Consider the following 16,895-nt stretch of genomic DNA (forward strand, 5'->3'; position numbering starts at 1 on the left):
GTTCAGAGCTTGTGCTGGCGGTACATCTCCTCGGCCGCGTCCAGGACCGCCGAGAGGTCGCCGCCGGCCGTGGCGGTGGCCACCGCGGCGACCGCGCCCTCGACGAACGGGGCATTGGCGAAGCGGACCGGGAAGGGCAGCCCGTGCTCGTCCGCCTCGGCCAGTACGGCGAGGACGGTGGTGACCGCACTGCCCAGGTCGGAGAGGACGGCGACGCCGTGGCCCTGGTCGACCCGGCGGGCGGCCGCGGCGATCAGTACCGCGCTGGTGCCGGGGCCGTCACCCAGGCTGCCACCGGTGGTGGCGACCGGGGCCGGGTCCTCGCTGTGCGCCAGGGCCACCGCCAGCGCGCCGGCGGCGGCGGCGAGTTCGGCGCTGTGCGACACCAGCACCACACCGACCCGGCCGTGTCCCGTCGGCCGACCCGGCCGCGCGGCCGGGGTCTCGGCGTGCGGCGCGGACGGCGCGGAAGAGATCGGGATGACGTCGGCCTGGGGGGCGTCCCGGCGGTCCATCGGCTGCTCCTGTCGGCCTGGGGCGTGGAATGGGCCTGGCTGGTGGGCGGGTCAGGGCTGGTGGGCGGTGCTGGTGGGGTCGGTGGGCGAGAAGGGGCTGGTAGGGGAGGGGCCGGCGGGCTTGGGTGGTACGGCTCGCCAACGGGCCGGCAGGTGGGTGGCAGGAGTGGCGGGCGGGCCTGGTAGGGCCGGTGAGCGGGGAGGGACCTGAGGGTGGTGGAGCGAGGGCGAGGTGATGGGGGCGTGCGACCAACACTCTCGCAGCCCGGCGCGTCCGCCGGGGTGAACCGGGGCCGTGTCATCCGATAGCACAGTCCCCGCCCCGCCACGGCCGGAACCGGTCGACTGGCCCCGGTCGGAGGAGACCTGGACACAGGGCCTTCCGCGCGGGCCGGGCGTGGCTACCCTGGGGCTTCGGAACTTGTCGGGAGGAGCACAGCGGTGGCCACTAGCGGGACGAGCGTGGAGAACGGCGGCACGGGGACCCTGGAGGGCGGCCGGAAGCCGAAGTTGGATCTCACCGACGCCGAGTGGCTCTCAAGCAGCCAAGGTGTGGGCGATGTGCAGATCGCCTTCGTCGAGGGGTACATCGCGATGCGGGACGGCCGGCAGCCGGAAGGGCCAGTGCTCGTCTTCACGCCGGCGGAGTGGCGCGCCTTCGTACTCGGAGCCAGGGACGGCGAGTTCGACCTCACCTGATCAGGACCAACCGGTCCGGAACGCTCCGGTCCCGGTGAGGATCGAGCCGATCCGACCGGAACCGGACCGTTCCGCTCAGGAACCGACTTGGCCAGGGCCGCCAGCCGGATCGGAAGGTCGACTGAGGAGATGTCAGATCCGCTCCGTCCCAGCGGAGTTGGAGAGATCGGGTCGACCCGTCCGGGGCGCGCCCGCGGGGGAATCGCCGGCTGCCCGTCGGAGGCTGAGAATAAATCTGGCGGCCGAAAACTCGTTGACTGCTGGACAAGCAACGGCTCACAGTAGGAAAAGACAACAGACGCCGTGACGGCCGCCCCCACGCGGCCGAACACGGCGCCTGCTGTACAGCCCGGCACGAGTGCCGAGCACCTCCCGTAGGTGAATCCCCGAACGCACCCGGGTGCGTCGGCCGGTCCCGACCTCCGAAGAGGCCGGCAGTCGCCGGGAGGCGTGGCTCCAGCAGCCCAAGAGCGACTCGGGCGGTGGAACCGGTGCCCAGGATCCGCACGCCCCCACGCGGCGGTGTCCCGGGCAGGTCCGCGAGTGCGACGGGCCTGGGGCCCCGCGAACCTGGCTTCTGGTGTTGTGCGTTGCTGTTGGTGGTCTGTGGACAGCTGGAAGTGATCCGGCGGTTCTGGTGTGTGTCGTACGGCATGTGCACAGCGAGGGAACGCGCATGCGGGCGCGCCGCGACATGCCGCCCCCCGGTGGATCGACTCCACAGCGGCTGCCGTGCAGAACCGAACGTAGCCCGGGTGGTTGCTCAGAGTCAACATTGGTCTCTGAGCGTGGATCTCGGCCGCGCCCCCACCCACCCCGTGAAGCGGCAGCTGACAGGCACGTACGATGGGTGGCATGTCATTTCTCCGCCGTCGCTCCGGCTCGCCCGCAGGACCGGACTTCGACGTGCTCGCGATGGACCCGGGAGACTGGCCCGGCCACTTCGGCGCCATGATGATGAGCGCCCCCGACGGCTCCTGCCAGGGCATCTTCCTGCGGTACGACCTGTTCGGCGGCCGCGGTCCGGCGATGTTCATCGGCAACCTGCCGGAGGGCTCTCCGGCCAGGGATGCGGCCGACGGAGTCCCGTTCGAGGTCCATCAGCTGCTCGAGGCACTGGAGAACGACGAGCCGGTCGAGTTCGTCTCGGCCGAGGACTTCCCGGTCATGCTCGGGGACGACCTGCTGATCGTGAAGAAGGTCAAGGTCAGCGAGGAGCGGGTGTTCTGCGCCCAGTTCGGGCGCAGCGACGGCGTCCAGGTCACCATCGCCTCCTGGGACCGGCCGATTTCGGACGATCTCTACCAGCTGCTGAAGCCGCTGCCCGCGGAGATGTTCCAGCAGGGCTGATCCGCCCCCGACACCGCTGCGGCGGGGGTCGGCCCGGGCGGGCGCTCCGCCGCCTCCCGGGCGTGCTTGACGGCTTCGATCAACGCTTCGTACAGTCACCAGCATGTCGTGTCGTCGCCCGCCGCTGACCCGTCGCAGCCGTCTCGACCTGCGGCGAACCGCGAGCGCGGCGTGTCGAAGCCGCTGAGGGGGAACCTTCCGTTCCGCAGGCGGCGCGTGCCCGGCCGAACCGATCGGCCGGGCTGCCATGTTTCGGGGCGCCGCGTCCGAAATCGCACGCCAGCCGGTGTGCCACCGAAGTCTGCTGAGGTTCACGCTGCCGCCCTGGAGGCCACAGCACCATGACCACCCGCTCCGCCGATCTTCCGACCGACGTCCCGTCAACTGTCGCCGAGGCCCTCGCTCGGCTGCCCCGGGTGGTCGACCTGCTCGCCGCCCGCGCCGAGGAGCACGACCGGGACGCCACCTTCCCGTACCAGGGCGTCGAAGCCCTGCACGAGGCCGGGCTGCTCACCCTGACGGTGGCCCCGCGGTACGGCGGCCCGGGCGGAACGCTCGCCGACACCGTCCGGGTGCTGGGCCAACTCGGGCGCGGCGACGCCTCGGTGGCGGTGCTCGCAGCCTTCACCCTGCTCCAGCACGCCGAGCAGGCCAGAGCGCCCCGCTGGCCTGCCCCGGTCTACCGCAAGCTGCTGGCTGAGTCCCGGCGCGGGCCCGCGCTGGTCGACACCCTGCGCACCGAGCCCGGCGGCGGATTGGGCCTGCCCGCCACGGTGGCCCGGCGGGCGGCCGACGGGAGCTGGGTGCTGCACGGTCGGAAGACGTACTGCGCCGGGTCCGAGGCACTGGCCTGGATGGCGGTATGGGCCAGGACCGACGAACCGGCTCCGCGGACCGGTCTGTTCCTGGTCCGCGGTGACGCCGAGGGTATCGAGATCGACCCGGTCTGGGACCAGCTCGGGCTGCGTGCCAGCGCCGGGCACGACGTGCTGTTCGACGGGGTGCGGGTGCCGGTCGAGGCCGCCGTCGGGCTGGCCGAGGCGGGCGGACCGCGTTCGGAGGCCGTTCTCGCGGCCGAGCGGCTCGACCTGGCCTGGCGCGACCTCGCGCTGTCCGCCGTCCTCCTGGGCGTGGCGCGTGCGGCGCAGGGCTGGCTGGTCCGCTTCCTCGACCGGAAGCCCCCCGCCAACCTGACGGAGCTTCCCCCGGTTTCCGGGCCTCGGAGACCGGGGGAAGGGCACTCCCTCGCGAACCTGCCCCGCTACCGGACCGCGCTCGGCGAGATGGAGAGCTCGCTGATTGCCGCCGAGGAACTGGTGAGCGGTCTGGCCGCCGGGGTCGACCGGGGCGAGCCGACGGCCGTGACCCGCGCCGCCGCGGCCCAGCTGACCGTCAACCGCACCGCCACCACAGCCGTTCAGCAGGCCGTCGCGCTCGCCGGGAATCCCGGACTCAGCCGCCGCCACCCGCTGGAGCGCCATCTGCGCGACATCCTCAGCGGCCGGGTCTACTTCCCGGCCGAGGAAGTGGTGCTCGACGCGCTCGGGTGCGTCGCTCTGGAACGCGGCACGCGCCGGGCGCACTGAGGCATCCGAGAGGCGCGCAGACCATCCGGGGCGCGAAGTTGCTTTCCGGGGGCGTACGGAAGGGCGATCCCGCCGGGGGCGCAGGACCCGGCGCAGAGCCGAAGGCCGCAAGCCGAAACAGTCCCGAAGCCGGTCGCGCCGCCCGGGAGCGCGGGGCTGACCGATCAGAGCCCCGCGCCCCGGAAAGCAACCCCACTCGCCTGAAGGGCAGTTGCCCTCCCCACGCGCCCGGAGTGCCTGCCCTCCCGGTACGCCCGGGAGGGAGGTTCAGCGAGTACCGACCGCCGCACGGACCGCCCGACGGGCGAGCGCGGCGTCGTCGTACAGCCGCCGGATCATGATGCGCTGCTCCTCGCCCGCGCCCGGCACGTCGTGCAGCCGGATCTCCCGCATCAGCACCAGCACCAGGTTCACCAGGAACGCGTCCCGCGCCACCGTCCCGCCGGACTGGGCGAGTTGGCTGATCTGGCGGCGGGCGGCGGTGTCCCCGGAGAGGACGCTCCACAGCACGGCGAGGTCGTACCCGGGCAGGTACCAGCCGGCCTGCTCCCAGTCGAGCAGGACCGGACCCGACGGCGCCAGCAGGATGTTGCCGAGGAGCGCGTCACCATGGCAGAGCTGCCAGGAGGTGTGCTGGACCCCGTGCAGCAGCTGGCGCAGGTCGCCCGCGTCGCGGTCGGTCAGCTGCCCGACCGAGTGGAACCTGGCGACCTCCAGCTGGTAGTCGAGCGGCTTGCCGAAGACGTCCGTCGGCGGGCGCCACAGGTTGAGCGTCCGGACCGCGCCGAGCACCGCGCGCACCTCGCCGGGGGTCGGCGCGTTGACCGGGTGCCGCTCCCGCGAGGCCGGACGGCCCGGGACCCGCTCCAGCACCAGGACGCAGCGGTCGTGGTCGGCCGCGACCAGCCGCGGCAGCCGGACCGGCGGACGGTGCCGGACGAAGGCCCGGTAGACCGCCACCTCGTGGTGGAAGCGTTCGACCAGCTGGACGTGCTGCTCACTGCGCAGGGCCTGCGGCGACACGCACTTGGCGACCACGGGGGCCCGGCCGATGGTGCCGGCGATCAGGATGTGCTGGCTGCCCTCCCGGAGCACCTGGCGGGGGAGGAAGGCGGGACATATCCGCGAGATGTTGGCCAGCACCGCCCGCACGGCCGGCGTCTGCAGGGCGGCCGGGTCGACCCGGTCCACCGAAGGGTCCAGGTGCCGGCCGCGCAGCAGCCGGTCGGCACCGGGGCGCCCGGCCAGCTGGTCGGCCGGACGGAGCGGGACCTGTCCGACCGGGCCGCGGCCCGCCAGTACACGCGGGTCGCGGAGTTCGGCACCACGCGGAACCGGGCCCTGCGCGGGCCGGCCGCCGGCCGCTGCGTTGGGGGGACGCAGCGCGGTGCGGGTCTGGGTGGTGCCGCTGGTGGCTGAGGAGTACATGGGGTGGTGAGAGTCCCTTCCTGGCCGATCGGTGGCCCCTGCCGGTGAGAGCCGACGCCCTGACGTGTACGGACTGCCCCGGTGGCGCGGGTCCTGGCGCGCCGTCAGGGCTCCGACCGGTCGGCAGTCGGACGCGTGGCGTCCATGCACCCGACTGCCGACCGGTCTTCCGGGGTGGAACGCAGGCGCCGGGCACGGACGGTACGGCTGTGGGAGCCCGCGGCGGCGGTGGCGGGCCGTCCGCACCCTGGGGAAGTGCGGAGGCCGCAGCCGCCGTGGCCGTGCCCGGCGCCTGCGCGCCACCCGGCCGCGCCACCCCTTCCGACGAGGCCACGGGAGAGGTCGCCGACGACCGGTCAGCTGGTGTGCTGACCGGGCCTCGGCCGCCTTGACCCGGAGTCGAGGTGGCGCACTCCTACCTGACACCCGATCGCCACTGGTACACCATGTGGCGGACCCTGGCGAAGCATGGCGAATGGTCGCGTGGCACATGACACAGCTACTAGTGTCGAAGCCAGCCGAGGAACCTGGGGGCTTCACGTGAGCAAGGAGCCGAACGCCAGACTCGCCGACCTCTTCGCCCTGACCGGCTGGTCCAAGGGCGAATTGGCCAGGCTGGTCAACCGGCGGGGTGCGGCCATGGGCCAGCAGCAGCTGTCCACCGACACCTCGCGGGTCCGGCGCTGGATCGAGCAGGGGGAGATCCCGCGCGATCCCGTGCCGAGACTGCTGGCTGCCGTGTTCACGGAGCGGCTCGGCCGTGTCGTCACCACTGAGGACCTCGGTCTGGAACGACACCGGCGAACCAGGTCCGGAACGACGCCGTCGGCAGAACCCTGGGAGTCGGATCGGACGGCCGCGGTCCTCACCGAGTTCACGGGAATGGACCTCATGCTCAACCGACGCGGATTTGTGGGGGCGTCAGCCGCGCTCACGGCCGGTGCCGTCATCGCCGACAATCTGTACGACTGGCTCAGTGGCCCCGACGTGGCGTACGCGGCGGAACGTCCCGGGCCTCGGAAAGTGATCGCCCAGGGCGGCGCCAACCCTGTGGTGAACGTCTATGAACCCGGTCCGGTCGGCGCCGACGAGGTGGCCGCGCTCGAGCTCTCGGTCGAGGTGTTCCGGGCCTGGGACGCCTCCCGCGGCGGCGGCCTCCAACGCAAGGCGGTGGTCGGCCAGTTGAACGAGGTGGGCGGCCTGCTGACGCACGAGCTGAACCCCGGGGTGAAGCAGCGGCTGTGGACGGTCGCCGCCAACCTCTCGGTGCTGGCCGGCTGGATGTCGCACGACGTGGGCCTCGAACCCACCGCGCAGCGGTACTTCGTGATCGCAGCCCAGGCCGCCCGGGAGGCCGGGGACCGTCCCCGGGCAGGAGAGGCGGTCTCCCGTGCGGCCCGCCAGATGCTGCACCTCGGCCGGGCCGACGACGCCCTGGAGCTGATGCAGCTCGCCCAGGCCAGCAGCGGTGACCGCGCCCTGCCGCAGACCAGGGCGATGCTGCGCACCATCGAGGCCTGGGCCCAGGCCTCGCTCGGCCGCTCGGAGGCCACCAGGAGGGTGCTGGGCGAGGCCGAGAAGCTCTTCGTCCAGCCGGCCGACGACCCGGCGCCGAGCTGGATGCTGCTCTTCGACGAGGCCGAGCTGCACGGTATGCAGGCCTTGGTCTACCGGACGCTCGCCGAGCACGACCCGGGCGCGGCCAAGTTGGCCGAGCTGCACGCGCGCCGAGCGATCGAGAAGCGGGCCATGAGCGGCCGGGAGCGCTCCGCCCTGATGGACCGGATCACCCTCGCCTCGGTCTACTGGATCTCCGGCGAGCCGGACGAGGCCCAGGTGCAGGCCAAGATGGCGCTGGCGGCGATCAACCAGACCTCCTCGATGCGGACCTGGGACCGGCTGCGAGAGATGTACCGGCTGTCGGCGAAGTACCAGGGCGTCCCGGCGGTGGCGGAGCTGCGGGACGAGATCCATTCGGTGATGCCGCCGAAGCCCCGCACGATCTGACAGGGTCCGCGGGCGGTATTCCGGTGGAGGCGCGGTAGTGGCTTGATCCAGTCGCTACCGCGCCGCTTCGATATCTGGAGTTGTGTGCGAACAGGGTGCGTCGTCGGAAGATTTCGGTACCGTTCCGGGTGGGATCGGTGCGGATGGTCCGCTTCCGGTGTCCCGGCGTCGGACCGCGGGTAGTCCTGCTCGGTCCTGTGTGCGTAAGGAGCGCCCAGGCGGTAACCTTCGGTGATTCCGGCGCCCGGGGCGCCCTTGCACGACCGACCAGTTAACCCCCGGCGACGGAAATCCCGTTGCCCACGACGACCGCCGCAACGGATGCTGACCTCATGTTCGAGCCAGTGATAGCGCCCAGCGCCAGCCTCCTCGGCCTCCTCCAGCGGGGCCGCGGTGACGGGCAGCTGCATGCGCTGGCAGCCGACCGTGCCGAGGCGCTCGCCGCCCTTGAGGAATGCGTCACCTGCGACCCGCGTGCCGATTGGCAGGTCGAGAACCGCTCCCTCTACTACGCCCGGCTGTACATGGAGCTGGAGGCTCCGCTCACCGGCCTCGAGCAGCATCTGCACGACCCCGCCGACGTCTTCGACCAGGACGAGGGTCGCACCGGCCTCGCCCTCGCGGTGCTCGGCCACCTCGCCGCCTACGGGCGCCGCGACGCCCTCGACCTGCTGCGCGGCTACACCGCCGTCGGCGCCAACTGGGCCTGGGCCCTGGACGAGCTGGCGCTGCGCGACGACGACCGCTCGCTGCTCTCGCTCGCACCCGCCGTGCTGGCCCGCTTCCCGGAGGACGAGCGCGGCGAGGCCGAGCTGCGTGCCGCGATCCGCTCCGCGTACGAACCGAGGCCGTGGCGGCTGTGGGCCGCCCACTACCCGCGGGTCGCCGCTGCGAGCGAGCAGTCCCCGTTCGACCTCTGGCAGCGCCAGCTCAACCGCAGCGGTGTCACTCCGGGCTGGAGCACCGCCGACGTGCTCGCCTGGGCCGACCGGTCGGAGCCGGGCGCGGCCGCGGTGACCGGCGAACCTCCGGAAGGCGGAGCGCTGGCCCGCAGGGCCGCGGCGGCCGCCCGCTGCCTCGCCGCCGTGGTCCGCCGCCCGGAGGACCACTACGCCGTGCTGGAGGCCGCCCTCGACGGCGCCCCCGGCGCCCGGATCGCCGCCCTGCGTTATCTGGTCGACCAGCAGGATCCCGGGGCGGCCGCCCTGATCGAGACCGCCGCCGCAGACATCGACGAGCGGATCGTCTGCGCCGCACTGGAACTGGTCAAGCGGATGCGCGGCCCCGAGGTCCTGGGCCACGCCCGCCGCTGGGCGGATCCGGACAACGGTGGCGCCGACAGCGTCCTCGGTGAGGCGGCCGTGCAACTGCTGGCCGACACCGGGGAACCCTGCGACGGCCCGCTGGTGGTCGCCGCGCTGCGCCGTTGGCTCTCGGTCCGCGGGGTGACCGGTGCCGGGCTCGGCGCCCTGGTCGACGGAGCGGGGCGGCTGGCCGCCGCGCACGCCGTACCCGCCCTGCGCCACATCTACGGTGAGGCGGCCTCCTCCGAGCTGCGCGGCCGCGCGGCCCAGGCCCTCGCCGTGACCGACCCGCACTTCGCCCGGGGTATCGCCGTCGAGTGCCTCTGGGACTGCGAGGAGTCCACCCGCGAACTCGCCGCCCGTCACGTCACCACCACCGGTGACGTCCGGGTGCTGGAGCGCCTGCGCCGCCTCGCCGCCGACCCGGCCGAGGAGGCCGAGGTCCACGCCGCGGTTCGCGGGCGGCTGACCGCGCGGGACCGTACCTGACGGGATCGTACGGAGGCGTACGCCGGGGGCGTGCGGCAGCGCGCGGTGGGCGCACCGGGGCACACCGGGGAGTGCGCGGGTGTGCGCGGGTGTCCGGAGGCCAGATCGGCGGTGGTTCGGGAGCGCCGACGGCGCGTGGAGGCCCTGTACCCGGTACGGCACCGGGTGGGGCATGATGACGGGGCTGTCCGGCCGATCCGTCCGCGGCCGTCCATGGGCTCCGTCCCGTACCCGAGCCCCGTGCCTCCTGGAGCAGCTGTCCTCATGAACCGTTCCCGTTCCCGGGTCCTGGCCCGTGTCGTCACTCCGATCGCCGCCCTGGCCGGTGTGCTCGCACTGACGGGCCCCGCGTCGGCGCATGTCGAGGTCGAGTCGGACGGGGCCCAGGCGCTCGCCGTCGGCGCGGTCGTCTCGTTCAATGCGGAGGGCGAGTCGGACACGGCGGGCATCAGCCAGATCCGCGTCGCACTGCCGGCAGGTATCGCGCCCGGGGACGTGACGCTCACCGACGGACCGCAGGGGTGGATGCTCACGCCCTCCGCCGACGGCTACACCGTCGCCAGCCCCGCGCTGGCGCCGTCGAAGGCCGCCGGCTACAAGATCAAGGTGCGGCAGCTGCCGGACGCCAAGGAGCTGGTGTTCAAGTCGCTGGTGACCTACACGGACGGCCACGTCGACCGCTGGATCGAACTCCCGCAGGGCGGGGCCACCCCGGAACATCCGGCGCCCGTACTCAAGTTGGCGGCCGCAGCCCCCGGAGCCACCCCGCTGCCGGCCGACCCGTCGGCTGTGCCCGCCACGCCGACCGCCACCGCCCCGGCCACCACCGCCGGTTCGGCTGGCGCCTCGACTGGCGCGTCCGCTCCTGTTTCCGCGTCCGCGTCCGCTGCGGCGCCCGCCTCCGCCTCCGCCTCGGCCACGGCGAAGGCATCCGGCAGCGGCTCGTCCTCCAGCAGTGTTCCCGTGGTCATCACGGTGGTGGTGGTGCTGGCCGCGGCCGTCGGCGGCATGGTCTGGTGGCGCCGCCGCGCTGCCGGGAACTGAGGCGCGCGGCAAGCCGGGTGCGCCGCAGAGCGACGTAGGTCCGAGCCGGGCGCCCCGGGCCGCGAGTCCGGCTCGGATCGCGCCTGCCGGGAGGCGTTGAAGCGGTCGCGCGCGTCAACAGAGCGTCAGGACGGCTCGAACTGCCGTTCTGTGGCCCGGTGTTGTGCGAGGCTGGCAGGGTGACGATCTCCGAGTTCCCACTGCGCTACGACAGCTGGTTCCTCCCGTTGGCCACCATGGTCGGTCTCGGGCGGCGCCGGGCGGGTGTCCGGGTCGGGGACGGCGCGGTCACGGTGCGGATCGGCTGGGCCTTTCGCGCGCGGATCCCGTTGGACGCGATCCGATCAGCCGGACCGGACAGCGGCTGGGTCACCGGTTGGGGCGTGCACGGCTTCGCCGGTCACTGGCTGGTCAACGGCTCGTCGAGGGGGCTGGTCCGGCTGGGAATCGACCCCGCGGTACGCGGATACGCGGTCCAGTTCCCGGTGCGGCTGCGGGAGTTGCGCCTGAGTCTCGAAATGCCTGACGCGTTCCTCGCGGCGCTCCGGAGGAACTGACCGGCTCCCGGTGGATGTGGTGCCCGCTGGAGGGGTCGGACCGCGCTGACTCGATGCCGCGGGCCGAGGCGATCCGCGGGTGCCGGAGCGGTTCGACGGGATCCGCTACGACGGTGGCGAGGACCTCCCGGTCCCGGATGACCGCCAGAGGTCGGCGCGCGGCGCGATCGGGTGGCACCGGACCGACGCACGGCCTGTCGGAACACGGTCCGGCAAGTGGGCTCGGTAGCGTGCGGGCCGTGTCGTCCGACCTCGGTGCCGCCGCGGTCGGCCCAGCCACCGGCTTGCCCGGTGACCGGAGCCGGAGCGGCCCCGGCCACCGGATCGGCGTCCGAAGGCCATCGGATTTCCGAGAATCCGAAAAAAACTTCTCCGGGGGTGTCGAATCCGGCGGACCTGCGGCGTCGTCCTGGATGAGGCCGCCGAACGAGCGGCCGATACCGACCAGGCCGATACCGACCGAGGAGTCACGATGCCCAAGTACATGCTGCTGAACTATCTGCCGACCAAGGGCGGCCCCGCGCCCGAGGAGATGCGGGAGCAGCACGCCCGATGGATGCGGTACGACCAGGACCTCAAGGAGGCCGGACTGTTCCTCGCCAACGACGGACTCGCCGGACCTGACGCGGCGACGACCGTCCGGGTGCGGGGCGGTGAGACCCAGCTGACCGACGGGCCGTTCGCGGAGACCAAGGAGTACCTGGCCGGCTACTTCCTGATCGAGGCGCCCGATCTCGACGTCGCACTGGAATGGGCCGCGCGGATGCCGAGCAGCAGCTATGGTTCGGTCGAGGTGCGGCCGGTCTGGGGCCAGGCCTAGGCGGCCGCGGCAGGACAGGAGTGGGATAGGGCGTGAGCTCGAACGACGCGTGGCGGCCGGCCGCAGAGCCTGTGGCACCGGCTGGTCCGGCCGCCGCCGTCGAACGCACCTTCCGCGCCGAACAGGGTGCGGTGCTGGCCACGTTGATCCGGCACCTCGGCGACTTCCAGCTCGCCGAGGACGCCGTTCAGGACGCGTTCGCGGCCGCGCTCGCCGCCTGGTCCGAGGACGGCATCCCGGCCAATCCGGGAGCGTGGATCACCGTGACCGCGCGCCGCAAGGCGATCGACCGGCTGCGGCGCGAACGGGCCATCGCCGACCGCGCCGCACGGCTGGCCGAGCTCGCGCGCCTCGACGCCCAGGAGCACCGCCCGGAACACGGAGCCGACGAGGGCGGTGAGGTCGTCGACGACCGACTGCGGTTGATCTTCACCTGCTGCCACCCCGCCCTCGCGATGCCCGCCCGGGTGGCGCTGACACTGAAGACGCTCGGCGGCCTGGGCACCGGGGAGATCGCCCGGGCCTTCCTGGTCTCCGAGACCACGATGGCCCAGCGACTGGTACGGGCCAAACGCAAGATCGCCGAAGCCGGCATCCCGTACCGGGTGCCGAGCGGTGCGGCGCTGCCCGGGCGGCTGGAGGGCGTGCTGTCCGTGGTGTACCTGATATTCAACGAGGGGTACGGAGCGGCGGAGGGCGACCGGTTGGTCCGGGGCGAGCTGTGCGGTGAGGCGATCCGGCTGGGGCGGCTGCTCGCTGCCCTGATGCCCGAGGACGCCGAGGTGCGCGGTCTGCTGGCGCTGATGCTGCTGCACGACGCCCGCCGCGACGCCAGGCTCGACGCCGACGGCCGCTACGTCCCGCTGGACCGGCAGGACCGGTCCCGGTGGGACCGGGACCGGATCCGGGAGGGGCTCGGCACGCTCGACGCCGCGATGGCGCTGCGCCGCCCGGGCCCGTACCAGTTGCAGGCCGCGATCGCCGCGCTGCACGTCGAGGCACCCAGAGCCGAGCAGACCGATTGGGCGCGAATCGCCGGGCTGTACCTGGCACTCGGCCGCCTGTCACCCTCACCGGTGATCGAGGTCAACCGCGCGGTCGCGCTCGCCCGGGCGGCCGGCCCCTCGGCCGGCCTGGAGGTGCTCGCACCGCTGCTCGACGACTCCCGGCTGGCGCGCTACCAGCCGCTGCACGCGGCCCACGCCGAGCTGCTGCGGCAGGTCGGAGACCGCGAGGGCGCGGCCCGGGCCTACCAGCACGCACTGTCGCTGACCGGCAACGCGGTCGAGCGGGCCGAACTGGAGCGTCGGCTCGCCGAGTTGGGGGAGTAGCCCGGCCGCCGGACGCGGCTCGGGCGGCGGGGCGACGGCGGGCCGCGGCCTCCGACCGGCCCGGCCGCAGGCACCGGCGACGGTGTGCGGCCCACCGGGCACCTCCCCGGCGCAGCACCTGACCACATCGCGGCAGGCCGTTGAACCGCTTCGACTGCTGGCAGGAGCCCGTGGTGCTGCTCTCTTGCCGGCCCTGGGGCTTGCCCGCCCTCGTCTCAGGTGCCGGGCCGGACCCGGGGGCCGCGCAGCGGGGCGAACCGCAGCGGGGTGCCGGGGCGGGCCTGGGCGGCTGCGGCGAGGTCGGTGGCCGGGACGACACCGATCACCGGGTAGCCACCGGTGGTCGGGTGGTCGGCGAGGAAGATCACCGGAAGGCCGTTCGGCGGGACCTGTACCGACCCCAACATCACTCCCTCGCTGGGGAGTTCGTCCTCGCGGGTTCTGGCCAGCGCCGGTCCCTCCGTGCGCAGCGCGATCCGGTTGCTGGCCGTCGCCACCCGGTAGCGGGCGCGCGCCAGCCCCGCGAGCGCCTCGGCGGTGAACCAGTCGGCCCTCGGGCCCGGGCGCAGGCGTAGCACCAGTTCGACCGGGGGAGCGGGCAGCGGGGCCACGTCCACCGCGGGGTAGGGCCCGACCGCCGGTCCGACCGGCAGCACCTGGCCGGCCGCCAGCGGTGCGGGGCCGAGCCCGGACAGCAGATCGGTCGAGCGGCTGCCGAACACCTCGGACACCGCGAGCCCGCCGGCCACCGCCAGATAGCTGCGCACGCCGTACGTGGCGGGCCCGACCTCGACCACCGCCCCCGCCGGTACCGCGACCGGCGCACCCCACGCGGTCGGACGCCCGTCCATCCGCACGGGTGCGGGCGCGCCGGTAACCGCGACGAGCAGCGGGGAGAGGGCCTTCACCGCGACGCCGCCCACGGTGGTCTCCAGAGCCGCCGTGCCCGACGGGTTGCCGACCAGCCGGTTCGCCGTCCGCAGGGCGGGCTCGTCCAGTGCGCCGCCGCGCGGTACGCCGAGGTGTGCCACACCACGCCGCCCGAGGTCCTGGACCGTTGTCAGCGGGCCGGGGCGCACGACGAGCAGGCCGTTCAACGAGCCTCCTCCTGGTCCGTCGGGTGGCTGGTCGGCGGGAGCAGGCCTGCCGGTGCCTGCGGTCGGCCGCTCAACGGGCGCCCGCTCATCGGTGGTCCGTTGCCCGGCCGCTCGTTGCCCGGCTGCCCGCCGGTGGGAGGCGACTGCCGCTCAGGGTGTCCGGAACCGGGACGAACCGTACCCGGACGCCCGGGGCGAGCAGGGCGGGAGGGTCGCGCCGGACGTCCCAGAGCGTCAGCGTGGTGCGGCCGAGGAGCTGCCAGCCGCCGGGGGAGGAGTGCGGGTAGACCCCGGTGAACGATCCTGCCAGCGCGACCGATCCGGCCGGCACGGAGCTGCGCGGGGTCTCGCGGCGGGGCAGTTCATAGCATTCGGGCAGACCGGTCAGATAGCCGAAGCCCGGGGCGAAGCCGCAGAACGCCACCCGGTACTCCGGTTCGCTGTGGATCCGCACCGCCGCCTCAGGCGAGACGCCCCAACGCGCCGCGATCTCGGCCAGATCGGCGCCGTCGTAGACCGTCGGCACCTCGACCAGCGGGCCCTCGGCGGCCGGGTGCAGCGGAACCGTCCACTCGGCCAACTTCCGTAGCAGTAGCGGGCGGTCGGTGACGCCGTCCAGCAGGACGGTGCGCGCGGCGGGCACGATCTCGGCTATCTCCGGGAGTTCGTCCCGCCGGGCCAGCAGCTCGATGTACAGGGCGGTCACCCGCTCGATCCGGTCGGTCTCCACGAGCAGTGCGTCCTCGCCGACCTGACGTAATGTCAAACCTTCTGCCATGTTCCGCTACCCCCGCCATAGCCACCAACCGCCGCTTCCTGGCCGTGCCCGTGCCCGTGCCCGCGTCCGTGCCCGTACCGGTCGCCCACCCCTGCTGGTCCGCTTGTCCGCCTGTCAGCCCGCGCCGTTGCCCGTGCCGGGGTGTGTCAGGCGAACGGTTCGACCCGTACGCCGGCAGAGGCCAGCGCTCCGCGTACTCGCCAGGCGAGTTGGGCCGCGCCCGGGGTGTCGCCGTGCACGCAGAGCGAACGGGCCTCGACGGCGACGGGTTCCCCGCCGACGGCGGTGATCAGGCCGTCCCTGGCGATGCCGACGGCGCGCGCGATCACTGCCTCCGGGTCGTGCACCACGGCGTCCGGGTCGCGCCGCGGGACCAGGGTGCCCGCCCAGGTGTACGCCCGGTCGGCGAACGCCTCGGCGACCACCGGCAGTCCGACGCCCTCGGCCACCGCCAGTAGCCGGGACCCGGGGAGGCCGAGCACGGGCAGCGGCCCGTCGCACACCGCTCCCGCCCGCAGCACCCCGGCCACCACCGCCTCGGCCTGCTCGGAATCGCCCACCACCTTGTTGTAGAGCGCGCCGTGCGGCTTCACGTACGAGACCCGGGAACCGGCCGCTCGGGCGAAGACCTGGAGAGCGCCGATCTGGTAGGCGATCTCGTCGGCCAGTTCCTCCGGCGGTACGTCCATCGCCCGGCGGCCGAAACCTGCGAGGTCGCGGTAGGAGACTTGGGCGCCGATGCGTACCCCGCGCTCGGCGGCCAGCGCGCAGACCCGGCGCATGATCGAGGGGTCGCCGGCATGGAAACCGCAGGCCACGTTGGCGCTGGTGACTACGGAGAGCAGGGCCTCGTCGTCGGTCAGGTCCCAGCGTCCGAACCCCTCGCCGAGATCCGCATTGAGATCGATCACCGCATCGGCCACGCCACGCCCGCCTCCCGCGTCATGCTGCCGCGTCTGCCCACGCCCGCTGTTCGGGTTGATCGTAGGGCCTGGCCGGTGGCAGGGGTGAGTGTGACCCGGCGACGGAGCGTGCGACGGGCCCTCGCGCGCTCCCCCAACCGATGGATAGCCGTCCAGGTGCACGGGCTGCTCCGCTGTGCGGAAGCTGGTACGAGGGCGGCCCACCGGCTCACCACGGCGCCACTCGCCGTCCGTCGACGGACACGCGCCCCGTCCCCCGAGCCCCGTCCGCGGTCCGCACCTCAGGGGCCGGGCTGCCGACGGGGCGCGGTCAGGCTGTCAGTGGGGTACCCGGCGCCGTGGTGGCCGCCCGCTCGAGTCGCCGGATCGCGCGCAGCACGATCAGCAGCGGCACCACGCCCACCACGCCGAAAGACATATCGACGAATCTCCATGCCAGCGGAATGCCGCGCAGTGGGCCGCAGATCAGCGCCAGCGGAATGATCCCGGCGCAGGCGGTCACCGCCCACCTGACCACCCAGACGTTGCGCACCGGGTTCTGGATCGGTCCCCAGAAGGCCGCCGCGATCACCAGGTGCGCGAAGGCGAGCCAGTCGGTGCCGTAGGCGAGGAAGGGGTAGCGGGCGTTGGTGTCGGCCAGCCCGTCGCGGATCCGCTCCGCCCAGGCGGTCGCCGCCGGGAAGGCGTGGCCGACCGGTGAGCCGCCGATCAGCTCGGCCAGCCAGCGTGACTCGGTCTGCAGCGGGAAGGCGGTCAGCCCGCTCAGCACCAGGCAGACCACGAAGATCCACAGCCAGGTCCTGATCCGGCGCAGCTCACCGGCTCCGGCCGCACTGCCCGCGGCTGCGGCACCCCCGCAGTCGGCCGCACCACCCCCGCCCCGGCGCCCGCCGTCCCCGCCATCCCCGCGCAGTACCCGCTCGCCGGCCGTCGCGGCACCATCCAGGTTTCCCATACCAAGCCCCCA

The 16,895-nt window shown here is 73.5% G+C and carries 15 protein-coding genes; 9 read left to right on the forward strand and 6 right to left on the reverse strand.

The genetic code is table 11. The annotated features are described in order from the left end of the window. Positions 1-2: 2 nt before the first annotated feature. A complete protein-coding gene (locus ACWDAK_RS24700; RefSeq protein ID WP_344640060.1) occupies positions 3-515 on the reverse strand; it encodes a PTS-dependent dihydroxyacetone kinase phosphotransferase subunit DhaM in 513 nt (170 codons plus the stop codon). 441 nt (positions 516-956) lie between these two features. On the opposite strand from ACWDAK_RS24700, the gene ACWDAK_RS24705 reads away from it, so the two are divergent. The 3 genes from ACWDAK_RS24705 (at position 957) to ACWDAK_RS24715 (ending at position 4,150) form a co-directional block, all read left to right on the forward strand. Then, positions 957-1,214, forward strand: coding sequence for a DUF397 domain-containing protein (locus ACWDAK_RS24705; protein ID WP_344640059.1), 258 nt, complete (start codon positions 957-959; stop codon positions 1,212-1,214). 855 nt (positions 1,215-2,069) lie between these two features. Beyond that, positions 2,070-2,564: a hypothetical protein gene (locus ACWDAK_RS24710; protein ID WP_344640058.1), complete on the forward strand. Its 495-nt coding sequence runs from the start codon at positions 2,070-2,072 to the stop codon at positions 2,562-2,564. Between the two features lie 341 nt (positions 2,565-2,905). Further along, a complete protein-coding gene (locus ACWDAK_RS24715) occupies positions 2,906-4,150 on the forward strand; it encodes an acyl-CoA dehydrogenase family protein (RefSeq protein WP_427394666.1) in 1,245 nt (414 codons plus the stop codon). 267 nt (positions 4,151-4,417) lie between these two features. Here the strand turns inward: ACWDAK_RS24715 and ACWDAK_RS24720 are convergent, their stop codons facing one another. Continuing rightward, a complete protein-coding gene (locus ACWDAK_RS24720) occupies positions 4,418-5,578 on the reverse strand; it encodes an aminoglycoside phosphotransferase family protein (RefSeq protein ID WP_427394665.1) in 1,161 nt (386 codons plus the stop codon). A 540-nt stretch (positions 5,579-6,118) separates the two neighbouring features. Between ACWDAK_RS24720 and ACWDAK_RS24725 the strand changes: the two genes are divergently transcribed. From ACWDAK_RS24725 to ACWDAK_RS24750, 6 genes are all read left to right on the forward strand, one after another. Next, positions 6,119-7,585 (forward strand): DNA-binding protein NsdB, encoded by a 1,467-nt coding sequence (locus ACWDAK_RS24725; protein WP_344640055.1) that lies wholly within the window; start codon positions 6,119-6,121, stop codon positions 7,583-7,585. Positions 7,586-7,917: 332 nt separating this feature from the next. Then, positions 7,918-9,378 (forward strand): HEAT repeat domain-containing protein, encoded by a 1,461-nt coding sequence (locus ACWDAK_RS24730; protein ID WP_427394664.1) that lies wholly within the window; start codon positions 7,918-7,920, stop codon positions 9,376-9,378. 264 nt (positions 9,379-9,642) lie between these two features. Beyond that, positions 9,643-10,422 (forward strand): DUF1775 domain-containing protein, encoded by a 780-nt coding sequence (locus tag ACWDAK_RS24735; protein WP_427394663.1) that lies wholly within the window; start codon positions 9,643-9,645, stop codon positions 10,420-10,422. 179 nt (positions 10,423-10,601) lie between these two features. Beyond that, entirely contained in the window at positions 10,602-10,979 is a 378-nt protein-coding gene (locus ACWDAK_RS24740) for a hypothetical protein (protein WP_344640052.1), read from the forward strand. Between the two features lie 472 nt (positions 10,980-11,451). Then, positions 11,452-11,799 (forward strand): YciI family protein, encoded by a 348-nt coding sequence (locus ACWDAK_RS24745; RefSeq protein ID WP_344640051.1) that lies wholly within the window; start codon positions 11,452-11,454, stop codon positions 11,797-11,799. Between the two features lie 71 nt (positions 11,800-11,870). Beyond that, entirely contained in the window at positions 11,871-13,130 is a 1,260-nt protein-coding gene (locus tag ACWDAK_RS24750; RefSeq protein WP_427394676.1) for an RNA polymerase sigma factor, read from the forward strand. A gap of 215 nt (positions 13,131-13,345) precedes the next feature. Here ACWDAK_RS24750 and ACWDAK_RS24755 read toward each other — a convergent pair whose 3' ends face one another. The 4 genes from ACWDAK_RS24755 to ACWDAK_RS24770 form a co-directional block, all read right to left on the reverse strand. Beyond that, positions 13,346-14,227 carry a 5-oxoprolinase subunit C family protein gene (locus tag ACWDAK_RS24755; protein ID WP_344640049.1) on the reverse strand — a complete coding sequence of 294 codons (882 nt, stop codon included), beginning with the start codon at positions 14,225-14,227 and terminating at the stop codon, positions 13,346-13,348. A gap of 85 nt (positions 14,228-14,312) precedes the next feature. Beyond that, a complete protein-coding gene (gene pxpB / locus ACWDAK_RS24760; protein WP_427394662.1) occupies positions 14,313-14,993 on the reverse strand; it encodes a 5-oxoprolinase subunit PxpB in 681 nt (226 codons plus the stop codon). A gap of 158 nt (positions 14,994-15,151) precedes the next feature. Beyond that, positions 15,152-15,928, reverse strand: coding sequence for a LamB/YcsF family protein (locus ACWDAK_RS24765; protein ID WP_344640047.1), 777 nt, complete (start codon positions 15,926-15,928; stop codon positions 15,152-15,154). A gap of 310 nt (positions 15,929-16,238) precedes the next feature. After that, complete coding sequence (locus tag ACWDAK_RS24770; RefSeq protein ID WP_344640046.1) at positions 16,239-16,883, reverse strand: hypothetical protein; 645 nt, start codon at positions 16,881-16,883, stop codon at positions 16,239-16,241. Positions 16,884-16,895: the final 12 nt, after the last annotated feature.

The sequence above is a fragment of the Kitasatospora sp. NPDC001175 genome (assembly GCF_053598215.1).

Bases quoted from the DNA above. Each gene is read 5' to 3' on its own strand.
- ACWDAK_RS24710 (WP_344640058.1), top strand. From the start codon at position 2,070: ATGTCATTTCTCCGCCGTCGCTCCGGCTCGCCCGCAGGACCGGACTTC.
- ACWDAK_RS24715 (WP_427394666.1), top strand. From the start codon at position 2,906: ATGACCACCCGCTCCGCCGATCTTCCGACCGACGTCCCGTCAACTGTC.
- ACWDAK_RS24700 (WP_344640060.1), bottom strand. From the start codon at position 515: ATGGACCGCCGGGACGCCCCCCAGGCCGACGTCATCCCGATCTCTTCC.
- ACWDAK_RS24720 (WP_427394665.1), bottom strand. From the start codon at position 5,578: ATGTACTCCTCAGCCACCAGCGGCACCACCCAGACCCGCACCGCGCTG.
- ACWDAK_RS24745 (WP_344640051.1), top strand. From the start codon at position 11,452: ATGCCCAAGTACATGCTGCTGAACTATCTGCCGACCAAGGGCGGCCCC.
- ACWDAK_RS24730 (WP_427394664.1), top strand. From the start codon at position 7,918: ATGTTCGAGCCAGTGATAGCGCCCAGCGCCAGCCTCCTCGGCCTCCTC.
- ACWDAK_RS24735 (WP_427394663.1), top strand. From the start codon at position 9,643: ATGAACCGTTCCCGTTCCCGGGTCCTGGCCCGTGTCGTCACTCCGATC.
- ACWDAK_RS24770 (WP_344640046.1), bottom strand. From the start codon at position 16,883: ATGGGAAACCTGGATGGTGCCGCGACGGCCGGCGAGCGGGTACTGCGC.